13 protein-coding genes and 1 tRNA gene are annotated in these 13,182 nt (G+C 31.1%); 12 read left to right on the top strand and 2 right to left on the bottom strand.

Going from position 1 to position 13,182, the window contains the following annotated elements; genetic code table 11:
• Positions 1 to 15: 15 nt before the first annotated feature.
• The 9 genes from hisC to ACYQ1U_RS00870 all read left to right on the top strand — a co-directional run bounded on the left by hisC (position 16) and on the right by ACYQ1U_RS00870 (position 9,063).
• On the top strand, positions 16 to 1,086 hold the full coding sequence (gene hisC / locus ACYQ1U_RS00830) for a histidinol-phosphate transaminase (RefSeq protein ID WP_459883316.1): 1,071 nt from the start codon (positions 16 to 18) through the stop codon (positions 1,084 to 1,086).
• A complete protein-coding gene (gene fliF / locus ACYQ1U_RS00835; RefSeq protein WP_459883317.1) occupies positions 1,083 to 2,762 on the top strand; it encodes a flagellar basal-body MS-ring/collar protein FliF in 1,680 nt (559 codons plus the stop codon). Before hisC ends, fliF begins: the two co-directional genes overlap by 4 nt.
• Before the next feature lie 10 nt (positions 2,763 to 2,772).
• Positions 2,773 to 3,798, top strand: coding sequence for a flagellar motor switch protein FliG (gene fliG, locus ACYQ1U_RS00840; protein WP_459883318.1), 1,026 nt, complete (start codon positions 2,773 to 2,775; stop codon positions 3,796 to 3,798).
• A complete protein-coding gene (gene fliH, locus ACYQ1U_RS00845) occupies positions 3,791 to 4,552 on the top strand; it encodes a flagellar assembly protein FliH (protein ID WP_459883320.1) in 762 nt (253 codons plus the stop codon). The genes fliG and fliH overlap by 8 nt, the downstream gene beginning before the upstream one ends.
• A gap of 108 nt (positions 4,553 to 4,660) precedes the next feature.
• A complete protein-coding gene (dxs, locus tag ACYQ1U_RS00850; protein WP_459883322.1) occupies positions 4,661 to 6,484 on the top strand; it encodes a 1-deoxy-D-xylulose-5-phosphate synthase in 1,824 nt (607 codons plus the stop codon).
• Positions 6,477 to 6,995, top strand: a complete 519-nt coding sequence (gene msrA, locus ACYQ1U_RS00855; protein ID WP_459883323.1) for a peptide-methionine (S)-S-oxide reductase MsrA — start codon at positions 6,477 to 6,479, stop codon at positions 6,993 to 6,995. Before dxs ends, msrA begins: the two co-directional genes overlap by 8 nt.
• A 34-nt stretch (positions 6,996 to 7,029) precedes the next feature.
• Complete coding sequence (locus tag ACYQ1U_RS00860) at positions 7,030 to 7,329, top strand: phasin family protein (RefSeq protein ID WP_459883325.1); 300 nt, start codon at positions 7,030 to 7,032, stop codon at positions 7,327 to 7,329.
• Entirely contained in the window at positions 7,316 to 8,938 is a 1,623-nt protein-coding gene (locus ACYQ1U_RS00865) for an ABC1 kinase family protein (protein ID WP_459883326.1), read from the top strand. The genes ACYQ1U_RS00860 and ACYQ1U_RS00865 overlap by 14 nt, the downstream gene beginning before the upstream one ends.
• Positions 8,938 to 9,063 carry a hypothetical protein gene (locus ACYQ1U_RS00870; protein WP_459883327.1) on the top strand — a complete coding sequence of 42 codons (126 nt, stop codon included), beginning with the start codon at positions 8,938 to 8,940 and terminating at the stop codon, positions 9,061 to 9,063. Before ACYQ1U_RS00865 ends, ACYQ1U_RS00870 begins: the two co-directional genes overlap by 1 nt.
• A gap of 452 nt (positions 9,064 to 9,515) precedes the next feature.
• On the opposite strand, the gene ACYQ1U_RS00875 is transcribed toward ACYQ1U_RS00870, so the two are convergent.
• Positions 9,516 to 9,601 (bottom strand) — tRNA-Leu (locus ACYQ1U_RS00875).
• A gap of 54 nt (positions 9,602 to 9,655) precedes the next feature.
• A complete protein-coding gene (locus tag ACYQ1U_RS00880) occupies positions 9,656 to 9,931 on the bottom strand; it encodes an HU family DNA-binding protein (RefSeq protein ID WP_459883329.1) in 276 nt (91 codons plus the stop codon).
• Between the two features lie 103 nt (positions 9,932 to 10,034).
• Here ACYQ1U_RS00880 and ACYQ1U_RS00885 point away from each other — a divergent pair, with 103 nt between their 5' ends.
• From ACYQ1U_RS00885 to gatB, 3 genes are read left to right on the top strand one after another with little or no spacing between them, the layout of a single operon-like run.
• Complete coding sequence (locus ACYQ1U_RS00885; RefSeq protein WP_459883330.1) at positions 10,035 to 10,481, top strand: CoA-binding protein; 447 nt, start codon at positions 10,035 to 10,037, stop codon at positions 10,479 to 10,481.
• Between the two features lie 36 nt (positions 10,482 to 10,517).
• Positions 10,518 to 11,726 carry a threonine ammonia-lyase gene (ilvA, locus tag ACYQ1U_RS00890; RefSeq protein WP_459886337.1) on the top strand — a complete coding sequence of 403 codons (1,209 nt, stop codon included), beginning with the start codon at positions 10,518 to 10,520 and terminating at the stop codon, positions 11,724 to 11,726.
• Between the two features lie 11 nt (positions 11,727 to 11,737).
• Positions 11,738 to 13,159, top strand: coding sequence for an Asp-tRNA(Asn)/Glu-tRNA(Gln) amidotransferase subunit GatB (gatB, locus tag ACYQ1U_RS00895; RefSeq protein WP_459883331.1), 1,422 nt, complete (start codon positions 11,738 to 11,740; stop codon positions 13,157 to 13,159).
• Positions 13,160 to 13,182 lie beyond the last annotated feature (23 nt).

The raw sequence follows: 13,182 nt of genomic DNA on the forward strand, positions 1-13,182 counted from the left end.
TAAAAAGGCTAGAAAATGTTTGAAAACTTATCTCATCTAAAAACATACGAAGCAGGAAAACCAATTGAGCTTGTAGTTAGAGAGTATGGGATTAAACCAGAAAATATTATCAAGCTTGCAAGTAATGAAAATCCATATGGACCATCTCCAAAAGTGATTGAAGCAGTAAAAAACTTGGCTCATCTTATGCATAGATATCCGGATGATAGTTTTTATGAGCTAAAAGAAGAACTAGCTAAAAATTATGAAATAGATTCGTCAAATATTATAATTGGTGCAGGGAGTGACCAGGTACTTGAGTTTGCTGTAAGAGCTGCAAATCCAAAAAAAGTTTTGATGGCTGGAATTACTTTTGCTATGTATGAGATTTATTCAAAACAAGTAAATGCTAAAATCTTAAAAACTCCATCAATAACACACAATTTAGATGAATTTTATGAAATATATAAAAAAGAAAAACCTGAAATTATTTTTTTATGTGTACCTAATAACCCTCTTGGGGAGTGTTTAGACGCACGAGATGTATTTGAGTTTATAGAAAAAGTTGATGAGAATATTTTAGTAGTTGTTGATGGAGCATATCAAGAATTTGCTTCTTTTAAAGATAAGAACAAAGAAATAAAACCAAAAGATATTTTAAAGTATAAAAATGTTTTATACACAGGTACTTTTTCTAAAGCTTATGGACTTGGTGGTATGAGGGTAGGTTTTGGGATTGCGAATGAATTCATTATAAAAAATCTTCATAAACTAAGACCGCCTTTTAATATCACAACTTTATCACTTATTGCAGCAGTTAGTGCTTTAAAAGATAAAGAGTGGGTAAAAAGAGGAATAGAAGAAAACTTTAAAGAAATGCAAAAATATATAAACTTTGCAAAAGAAAAAGGCTTAAAATATATAGATAGTTTTACTAATTTTATTGTACTTTTTGTGCCAAATTCTACAAAACTCGCAAATGAGTTATTAAAAAAAGGTATAATTATAAGAGATATGGCTAGCTATGGTTTTGATGCAGTTAGAATTACTATAGGAAAGCCTGATGAGAATGATAAACTACTAAATATTTTAAGGAAACTTAGTTGAATTTTGAAGCTTTATTTAAGCAGATAATTGAATTTTTTAATCATCTTAATAAAAAACAAAAATATATTATTATCGGCTCTGTTGTAGCCGTTATTTTGGTTTTGACTTTTTTAGTAGTTTATAATACTACTACTTCTACAAAAAAACCAGGATATGCTATTCTTTTTGAAAATTTAAAACCTCAAGATGCAGCATTAATTGTTCAATATCTAGATAAACACCAAATTCCTTATGTTATCCCAAAAGATGGGATAATAGAAGTCCCAAAAGATATGGTTCAAAAAGTAAGACTTGAAGTGGCAGCTCAAGGACTTCCTAAATCAAGTAAAGTAGGTTTTGAGCTTTTTGATAAAAGCAGTTTTGGAGCAACTGATTTTGAACAAAATGTAAAATATTTAAGAGCTCTTGAAGGTGAACTCGCAAGGACTATTGAATCAATTTCAGCAGTTGAAGAAGCTAAAGTTAATATAGCAATACCGAAAGAGAGTGTTTTTGTTGAAAAACAAGTATTACCAACTGCTTCTGTTTTAATAAAACTCAGACCAAATATGATTTTAATGCCAAAACAAATTCAGGGTATAAAATGGTTAGTGGCTGCAGCTGTACCTAAGTTGAAACCAGAAAATGTAAAAATAATAGACCAGTTTGGAAATCCTCTTGGTGAGAATGATGAACTAACTCAAAATAATGAATTACTAAAAGCTGAGCTTTTATACAAAAAACGGGTAGAAAAGGCATTGGAAGAAAAAATAATATCACTTATTGCACCAATTGTTGGAGGAGAGAGAAAAGTAGTTGCAAAAGTAAGTGTTGATATTGATTTCTCAAAAGTTAAGTCAACATCTACAATTTATTCACCTGATAATGTGGTAAGAAGCGAACAGACTATTGAAGAGAGTAGAATTGGTACAAAACCAAAAGAAGTTGGGGGAGTGCCTGGGGCAGTTAGTAATATAGGACCTGTTCAAGGTACAAAAAATGGACAAGTAATTGATAAATATAATAAAAGTGAAACCACAACAAACTACGAAATATCTACAACTATTAAGGATGTAAAAGAGTCTTTTCCAAAAATAAAGAGAATAACAGCAGCAGTGGTAGTTGATGGTCATTATAAAGTTAATAAAGATGGTAAAAAAGAATTTGTTCCTTTAAGTGAGGTTGAACTAAAAAATATAGAAAATTTAGTAAAAAATGCGATAGGATTTGATATAAAAAGAGGGGATAGTGTAAGTATTAGTAGTTTTGAATTTACTCATTTAGCCACAGCTAGTGCAAAAACCCCTGTAGGAAAAGTTATGAGTATGTTAGAAATGTATTTAGGACCTTTTGCACCAATTCTAAAATATCTATTTTTAGCAGTTGTTTTGTTTATTTTCTATAAGAAAGTAATAGCTCCATTTACTCAAAAAATGCTTGAAACTCCTGTTGTAGAAGAAGAACCTATTAAGCAAGAAGTTGTTATTGATGAAGAAGAACTTGATTCAACTTATGATAAAATAAAAGAATTAAAAGAAAAAGTTGAACAACAACTAGGAATAAGTGGTGAAATAAATGAAGAAGAGTTAAAATATGAAGTATTGCTAGAACGTGTTACAAAAATGGTAGAAGAACAACCAGAACAGGTTGCAAAAGTTCTTGAGAACTTAATTAGAGAAGAGCATCCTGAAGTATAAAGGATAAATAATGGCACTTACCCCTCAACAACAGGCAATTTTAGAAGAATTATCAATGGCTGAAAAAATAGCTATTTTATTAATTCAGCTTGGAGAAGATTTAACAGCTCAAATTTTTTCATATATGGACGTAAATACAATAACAGAAATATCAAAATATATTGCAACAGCAAAAGCGATTGACAAAGGAGTAGCTGCTGCTGTTTTGGAAGAATTTTATGTGATTTTTCAATCAAATCAATATATTGCAAGTGGTGGGCTTGAATATGCAAAAGAGATTCTTTATAAAGCATTAGGACCAGAAGAAGCAAAAAAAGTATTGGATAAATTAGCAAAATCACTTCAAAGTGAGCAAACTTTTGGGTTTTTACAAAAGGTTAAACCACAACAACTTGCTGATTTTATTGTAAACGAACACCCTCAAACAATTGCACTTATTTTAGCTCATATGGACCCTACAAGTGCAGCCGAGACACTTAGTTATTTTCCAGATGAGGTTAGGGCTGAAGTTTTGATGAGAATGAGTAATCTTGGTGATATTTCACCTAATGTTATTAAAAAAGTTAGTGCTATACTTGAAACTAAGCTAGAATCTCTTACTGGTTATAAAGTTGAAATTGGTGGGGTTAGGTTTGTGGCTGAAATTTTTAATAGACTTGGTCAAAAAGCAGCAAAATCTACGCTAAAATATATTGAACAAATCAATAATCAATTAGCAGAAGAGATAAAAGAGAAGATGTTTACATTTGAAGATATACTTAAACTTGATAATACTGCTATTCGTGAAATTTTAAAAGAAGTGGATAAAAATACTCTAATGGTAGCTCTAAAAGGAGCTCCAGAAGAGCTAAAACAAAAGTTTCTTGCTAATATGTCTCAACGTGCTGCAGCGGCATTTGAAGAAGAGATGCAGTTTTTAGGACCTGTAAAGGTAAAAGAAGTTGAAGCAGCCCAAAGAAAAGTTATAGAAGTAGTGCAAAAACTTGCTGAAGAAGGCAAAGTAAGTATTGGAGCAGAGGAAGAGATAATTGAGTAAGATAATAAACGGCGGGCAAAGTGATAGACATTTAATAAAACCATATCGTTTTAAAGAACTAGAAGATAGTAGTGGAGTTGAGGAGTTTGAAAGTTTTTCTACTTTTAAAGAGAATACTCAAACCGAAACTCCAATAGACTCTCAAGAAGTAGAAAACGAACAAAATGATAAAGTTGTAGAAACTCTTTTACAAAAAATAGAAGAACTTTCAAATAATATAATAAAATCTCAAATGGAGTTTGAGAAACAGATAAAAGAGTGTCATGAAAACAATGCTTTGAAAGTAAAAGAAGCATTTGATGAAGGATATCAAAAAGGTTTAAATGAAGCAACACAAAAGTATGCTAAAGAAATAGATGAAACAAAAAAACTTTATGAAGACTCAATAAAAAAACTAGAGCAAATTAGTGAAATTTTCAATAAAAAGCTTGATTCAATAGAAAAAGAGTTAATTTCAGTAGCATTAGATATTGCAAATGAGGTAATTCAAAAAGAATTAAGTGAAAATTCAAAAGAAGTGGCTTTAAGCCTAGCAAAATCACTTATGCAAGATTTAAAAGATGCATCAACAGTTAAAGTAAAAGTAAACCCAAAAGATGCCGAATATCTTAAAGATAATATAAAAGGTATTGAAATTATTCCAGATGAAGCAGTTAAGGTCGGTGGAGTTGTGATTATGAGTGATATTGGAAATATTGATGGAGAGATTGAAGAGAGATTTCAAGCAGTAAAAGAGGCAGTACTTAATAAATAGTTAATTTGTGTATTAGTTATTGGTATATTGGTAAACTAAAAAATAGTAATAAATTATTTAACAAATAACCAATAACCAATATACAAATAACCAATAACGGGAGTAGAAATGGATATTATTGATGTGAAGAAAATGAGTTTGAAGGAATTAGATGAGTTAGCTCAAAATATTAGAAAAAGAATACTTGAGGTTGTGTCAAGTAAAGGAGGCCATCTTAGTTCAACTCTTGGAGCGGTAGAGCTTATAATAGGGATGCATTATGTTTTTGATGTTGAAAAAGACCCCTTTATTTTTGATGTTTCTCATCAAGCTTATGCTCATAAACTAATAACTGGTAGATGGGATGATTTTGATACTCTAAGACAATTTGGAGGTATTAGCGGATATACTAAGCCTTGTGAGAGTAAATATGATTATTTTAGCGCAGGGCACTCTTCTACGTCAATTTCTGTTGCAGTTGGAGCAGCAAAAGCAATAAAACTAAAAAAAGAAAATAGAATTCCTGTTGTTTTAATTGGTGATGGTGCGATGAGTGCAGGGCTTGCTTATGAAGCAATGAATGAGCTAGGATTTTTAAAACTACCTGTAGTTATTATTTTAAATGATAATGAAATGAGTATAGGAAAACCGATTGGTGCTATTAGTAAATATTTAACCAAACTTAAAGCTGGAAAATTTTATCAAGGTTTTAAAGAAAGATTTAAAAAATTTTTAGAATCTGCTCCAAAAGATGTAAGGTATGCTGCTAAAAAATTCGAAGAGATTTTTAGTGTAAATGGAGTTTTTTTTGAAGAGATGGGGCTTGAGTATATTGGACCAATTGATGGTCATGATTTAGAAGAAATTATTGAAGTTTTTAAAATAGCAAAAAATCTAAATAAACCTATAGTAGTTCATGCAAAAACTATAAAAGGAAAAGGGTATAAACAAGCTGAAGGATATTACGAACACTGGCATGGAGTTGGACCATTTGATATAGCTACAGGAGAACCTCTTAAAAAAAGTGGACTAACTGCTACAAAAGTTTTTGCAAATACTTTACTTGAAATTGCTAAAAATGATGAAAAAGTAGTTGGAGTTACTGCTGCAATGCCAAGTGGAACAGGTATAAAAGAATTAATGAAAGAATTTCCTGATAGATTTTGGGATGTAGGAATTGCCGAACAGCATGCAGTTACATCAATGGCACCTCTTGCAAAAGAAGGGTTTATACCATTTGTTGCAATTTATTCTACTTTTCTTCAAAGAGGATATGATCAAGTAATACATGATGTGTGCCTTGATAATTATCCAGTTAGATTTGCAATTGATAGGGCTGGAATTGTAGGAGCTGATGGAGAAACTCATCAGGGAGTTTTTGATATTGGATATTTAAGAATTTTACCAAATATTACTATTTTTGCCCCAAGAGATTTCGCAACACTCAAAAAAGCAGTAAAATTTGCTTATGAATTCAATAATGGTCCGATTGCTTTTAGGTATCCAAGAGGTGCTTTTGAGCTTGAGGATGGGATTTTTGAGCCAAAAGATTATAAGCTAGCAGAGGCTGAAATTTTAATTGATAATAAAGACATTATGTTAATTGCATATGGAAATGGAGTAGGAAAAGCATATAAAGTTTTAAATATTTTAAAAGACAAAGGAATCGATGTAGGGCTTATGGATTTAAGGTTTGTAAAGCCTTTTGATGAGGAACTTTTAAAAAGCCTTGAAGCAAAAAAATGGTATGTAATTAGTGACAATGCAAAGCTTGGGGGAATTGGTGAGATGCTAAGTAGTTTTGCGAAAGTTAATAGGCTTCATAAGTATATAAAAAGTTTTGAATATCCTGATAAATTTATTCCTCACGGAAATATTAAAGAAGTTGAAAAATTTTTAGGAGTTGATGAAGAAAGTATTGCAGAGAAAATTATGAAGGATTTAAATGGCTAAGGCAGTATTTGGTGGAGGGTGTTTTTGGTGTTTGGATGCAGTGTTTAGAAGAGTAAAAGGTGTTAGAGATGTAGTGGTTGGGTATGCTGGAGGAAGACGTCCAAATCCTACATACGAGCAAGTTTGCACTGGAGTTACAGGCCATGCTGAGGTTGTAATGATAGATTATGATGAAAATGAGATTAGCTTTGATGAATTACTTGATATTTTTTTTGAAATACACGACCCAACTCAGCTTAACCGCCAGGGGAATGATGTAGGTACTCAATATCGCTCAATTATACTTTATCTTGATGATTCCCAAAAAGAAAAAGCTTTAAAAAAAATAGAAGAGTTAAAATCTAAAGGTATAAATGTAGTAACAGAAGTTAAGTTACTTGATAAGTTTTATGAGGCAGAAGAGTATCATCAGAACTATTTTGAAAACAACCCACAAAATCCATATTGTACTTATGTTGTTGCGCCAAAGGTAGTAAAGTTTCTTGAAAAGTTTGGCAACAAAACTAAATAAAAAATAGTGTATAATTTAGAAAAAGGAGGGGATTATGATTAAAATTGATGAGCTAGTTAAGCTTGGAGTAGGTAGTGTTTTTTTAGCTAAAGAAAAATTTGAAGAGTTTATTGAAGAAGCAAAAAAAAGAGGGGATTTAACTGAGATTGAAGCTGAAAACTTAATTCAAGAAATTAAAAAAGAGAGTGAAGATAAATTAAGCGAGCTTAAAAAAATAATAGAAGAAGAGGTTAAACATCAATTAAGGGAGCTTGGTTTAGCTACAAAAGAAGATGTAGAAGAGCTAAAAAAGGAAATTCAAGAGCTTAAAAAACTTTTAAATGCTGAAAAATAGTCTATACGAACTCAAACGTACAAAAGAGATAATTTTTGTTTTAGCAAAATATGGATTTGGAGACTTAATTGAATCAATCGGTATCCCTGTACCATATAAGAAATCTCCAAATATTTCTAGAAGTGAGAGAATTAGGCGCGCTATTGAAGAACTTGGACCTACATTTATAAAATTGGCTCAAATACTTTCTCTTCGTCCTGATTTAGTACCGCTTGAACTTGCAAAAGAGTTTGAAAAACTTCAAGACAATGTAACACCACTTCCTTTTGATGTTATGAAAAAAGTCCTAGAAGAAGAGCTTGATAGAGATTATAAAGAGATATTTTATGATGATTTTACTTTATTAGCAAGTGCTTCAATAGGTCAAGTTTATAAAGCAACTCTTAGGAGCGGAGAAGTAGTTGCGGTTAAGATTTTGAAGCCTGGAATTGAAGAAAAGATTTATGCGGATATTGCAATTCTTATGAGATTTGCAAGAATGCTTAGAGAGAGATTTTTAATTTATGGGATTGATTTAGTCAAAATTATAGAAGAGTTTGCTAACTCAATAAAAAAAGAACTTGATTTTAATACAGAAGCTTTAAATCTTAAAAGATTTGCAGTTAATTTTATAGATAATCCAAATATAAAAGTTCCAAAATTTTATGAAAAATATTCAACTAAACGAGTTTTGATAATGGAATATATTGATGGAATTAAAATTTCAGACATTGATAAATTAAGAAAAGCAGGGGTTAATTTAGAAGAAATAACTAAAAAGGGCTTTGAACTAATTTGCGAGCAAATTTTTGTTCATAGATTTTTTCATGCTGACCCACATCCAGGAAACTTAATGGTAAGTGATGGAAAAATTGTATTTTTAGATTTTGGAATAATGGGGAGACTCAGCGAAGAAGACCAAAAAAACTTCGTAGAAATGATTTATTATGTAATTAAAAATCAAGAAGAAAAAGCAGCTTTGTATATTCTTAAACTATCGAAAGTTGAAGGAGAGATTGATATTTCTTCTTTTAAAAAAGAGATGGCAGATATAATAGCAACTTATTTTTATTCATCTTTAAAAAATGTTGAGTTAAAGGCTCTTATAGATGATATTTTGAGGGTTATGAGTAAGTACAAAATCTATTTTAAAGAAGATAACTATCTTTTAGCAAAAGCACTTGTTACAATGGAAGGAATAGGAAAAAAACTATACCCAGAATTTAATGCTGCGGAAGAAATCACACCTTTTATTATTAAAATTTACAAGCAAATTATTTCACCTTTTAATATATTAAAACGTTCTCACGAATTTAATAAGTCTATTTTAGAGTTATTTACAAATGCTCCAAGTGATATAAATGAAATTATTTCAAAAATAAAAAAAGGGGATTTAAAAATTGAATTTGAGCATGTTGGTCTTGAAGAGTTTGAAGAATCAATCGAAAAATCATTTAACAGACTATCAACTGCAATTGTAATAGCAGCAATTTTGATAGGTTCGTCTATGTTATTAAGCTCAGGCATTCCTCCAACAATTAAAGGTATATCACTTCTTGGTATTTTAGGGTATATATTTGCAATAATTATAGGAGTAATATTGATTTTTACAATTTTAAGGAAAAAATAATGCAAATAAAAATGCTGAAAAATCTAAAAAAAAGAGTAACTCATTTTAGTGCAAATGAAGATTTGCTTTATTTAGTGGATGAATCAAATAGGGTTCTTATTTTTTCGAAAAATTTGATTTTTTAAAAGGATTTAAATTAAAACTACCTGATAATAGACCTGATGAAAAATCTGCAAAATTTTCGACTGATTCAAAGTATCTTGCAATTACAATAAAAAATATTACAACTCTTTGGGATTTAAACTCAAAAAAGCATATTGCGAATTTCAAAAACAAATTTGATATTTTAATACCAATTCTAATATAGTCATAGTTTTTAAATAGAAGTATATGCTTTAATTGGTTGTATTTGATTAACTAAATTTTATTATACTGAAGTGTCTAAACATCTTGGAATTGGTATGAAATAAAGCTTCTTAAAAAAATCCTTCTAAATTTTTGAAATTCTTGAGAAATTTTTTCTTTCTCTTACATATACTTATTATGTATTATGTAAAAGTTTTTGTCTATGGGTTACTTTTCTTTTTAAGAAGTGTTTTGGAAGCTCGATTTTATGGTAGTTTAAATAGTTAGTCAGTGGTACCGGCGGTGGGACTCGAACCCACATGGGCAGAGCCCATCGGATTTTGAGTCCGACGCGTCTACCAGTTCCGCCACGCCGGCTTGGAGTGAAATTATATATCAAAAAATAGGCAAAATCAAGACGCAAAAAGCGTCTTATGAGTTAACGATCTCTTTTAGTTTTTTACCAACTTTAAATTTAACTGATTTGCTCTCAGGGATTTTTACCTCTTTATTTGTTCCTGGTACTCTAGCAACTCTTGCTGCTCTTTTTACTACTTCAAAGCTACCAAATCCAATAAAGCTAACTTTTTCTCCATTTTTTAATGCTTCTTCAATTGCTTCAATACTTGCATCAATCACAGCTGAAACATCTTTTTTGCTAAGACCTGTCTTCTCTGCTACTACTGCTACTAAATCAGACTTTTTCATTTTTCCTCCTTTATTGTGCTTCGAAAAATTTTACTCTTTTTTCTCTTTAAAAATCAAGAGTTTTTGGGAATTTTTGATATAATTTTGGCAAAAAAGGTAAAAAATGCAAACTTGTGAGTTGCCAAGTGCCCAAAAAGCAGAGCCTAAACTTTGTGAAATACTTAAAAATTCAAAGACTATTGTGGTAGTCGGACTGTCTCCTAAATCTCATAGAGCTTCAAATCAAGTAGCTAAGTATATGCAAGACAAGGGTTACAAAATAGTGCCAGTTTATCCTAGAGAAGAGGAGATCTTAGGAGAGAAGGTATATAGAAGTTTAGATGAGATTGATTTTGAGGTAGATATTGTAAATATTTTTAGACGTGGAGAAGATACTCCTCCTATTGTAGAAAAAGCAGTTAAACTTCCTGGAATTAAATGTGTGTTTTTGCAAGAGGGTGTAATAAACGAAAAATCAAAAGAGATTGCAGAAGATGCAGGTGTTTTTTATATAGAAGACAAATGTTTAATGATAGAGCATAAAAGATGTGAAAAAGAGGGATTAGTATAAATGGAAAATGTAAAATTTAAAATGGAAAATGAGAAAATAATAAATTTAGAAAAAATAAAAGCGGCAAGAGAAAGATTAAAAGATGTTGTATATAAAACCCCTTTTGCTTATGCACCTGTGTTATCCCAAAAAGTTGGGAATGAAATTTTTTTAAAAAAAGAAAATCTTCAAATAACAGGAGCTTTTAAGCTAAGAGGTGCATTTAATAAAATTGCAAGTTTGCCAGAAGAAAAAAGAAAAAAAGGAGTAATTGCAGCAAGTGCGGGGAACCATGCTCAAGGTGTTGCATTTAGTGCAAACTATTTTAATATTCCATCAATTATTGTAATGCCAGAAGCTACTCCTCTAACAAAAGTCAGTGGAGTTAAAGAGTATGGAGGAGAAGTAGTACTTGCTGGAAATAATTATGATGAAGCGTACGAATATGCTATAAATCTTGCAAAAGAAAAAGAGCTTGAATTTATTCATCCATTTGCTGATGAGGAAGTTATGGCTGGGCAAGGGACAATTGCTCTTGAGATGTTAGAAAAAGTCCCTAATTTAGATTATATTGTAGTGCCAGTAGGTGGAGGAGGGCTTATTAGTGGAATTGCAAGTGCAGCAAAGCAGATAAATCCTCATATAAAAGTTATTGGAGTGACAGCTGCTGGTGCTCCTGCTATGAGACTAAGCTTTTTGAGTGGTAGTGTTCAAGATACTACATATGTAAAGACTATTGCAGATGGAATCGCAGTGAGAGACACTTCTCCTATAACTTATGAGATTATTAAAGAAGTTGTTGATGATATTGTTGAAGTGGATGATGAGGAAATTGCAAATGCTATTCTTTTTTTAATGGAAAGACAAAAAGTTGTTGTAGAAGGAGCTGGTGCAGTAGGGGTAGCAGCTTTACTTCATCATAAAATAAAATTTGGAGCTCCTAAAAAAGTGGGAGTAGTTCTTAGCGGTGGAAATATTGATGTTACAATGATTAATTTGATTATTGAAAAAGGTTTATTAAAATCTCATAGAAAAATGAAGCTTATTATTACTCTTGTGGATAAACCAGGGGCTTTAATGAAGCTTACAGAAATTTTAGCTCAAACTAAAGCAAATATAGTTTCTATCGGATATGATAGAACAGATTTGAATTTAGCAATTGGTGATGCAAATGTTTCAATTGCACTTGAAACAAGAGGTCTTGAACATCAAGAAGAGATTAAAAGAGCATTGCATAAAAACGGATATAGATTTGTAGTAGAATAAAAGGAGAAAAAATGAAATATGAAGTAGTAATAGGGTTAGAAGTTCACGTTCAATTAAATACAAAAACAAAAATCTTTTGTGATTGCAGTGCAAGTTTTGGAGATGAACCAAATACAAACACCTGTCCAACATGTTTAGGACTACCTGGGGCACTTCCAGTTATGAATAAAGAAGCGGTAAAAAAAGCGGTAATGTTTGGAAAAGCAGTAAATGCTACTATTAATAAAAGAAGTACTTTTGAGAGAAAAAACTATTTTTATCCAGACTTACCAAAAGGTTATCAAATAAGTCAGTTTGTTGTGCCAATTGTTGAAAATGGAGAGCTTTTTATTGAAAGCAAAGACGGCAAAAAAAGAATTGGAATTACAAGAGCTCATCTTGAAGAAGATGCTGGGAAAAATATGCACGAGGGTGACCATTCTAAAGTGGACTTAAACAGAGCTGGAACACCTCTTCTTGAAATAGTAAGTGAACCAGATATGAGAAGTAGTGATGAAGCTATTGCATATCTAAAAAAACTTCATGCAATTGTAAAATATCTAGGAATCAGTGATGCTAATATGCAAGAGGGAAGTTTTAGGGTTGATGCTAATGTATCAGTAAGACCTGTTGGCCAAAAAGAGTTTGGTACAAGAGTTGAGATTAAAAACATAAACTCATTTAAATTTATTAAACAAGCAATTGATTATGAGGTTGAAAGACATATAGAAGCATATGAGTATGATGAATATGAAGATGAAATTATACAAGAGACAAGATTATTTGATAGCAAAACTGGAGAGACTCGCTCTATGAGAGGAAAAGAAGAGTCAGCTGATTATAGATATTTTCCAGATCCAGACTTACTTCCTCTTGAAGTTCCTGAAGAATTTTTTGATATTGACATTCCAGAACTTCCGGATGAGAAAAAAGAGCGTTATATGAAAGAATATGGTCTAAAAGAATATGATGCTGGAGTGCTTACAAGTGAGCCTGAGCTTGCGAGATTTTTTGAGAAAATGATATCTCTTGGAGTTGAGCCAAGTTCTGCTAATAGATGGCTTGCAATTGAACTTCTTGGAAGACTTAATAAAGCAGGGATTTCGATTGAAAACTCTCCAGTGTCACCTGAAAAACTTGCTACTCTTGCTATTAGAGAAAAAGAAGCAGTAATTAGTGGGGCTGGTGGTAAGAAAGTATTAGATCTTTTAATGGAAGAAAATATTGAAGTTGACACGGCAATTGAAAAACTAGGTCTCAAACAGATAAGTGATGAAGGAGCAATTGAGAAAATAGTTGATGAGGTATTAGCTGCAAATGAAGATAAAGTAGCTGAGTATAAAGCTGGAAAAGAGAAACTATTTGGATTTTTTGTTGGACAAGTTATGAAAGCTAGCCGTGGTAAAGCAAATCCTCAAGTTGTAAATAAAATTCTAAAAAGTAAGCTTTCTTGAAATTAACACAGTTTATAATAAAA

Source organism: Caminibacter profundus (assembly GCF_054657155.1).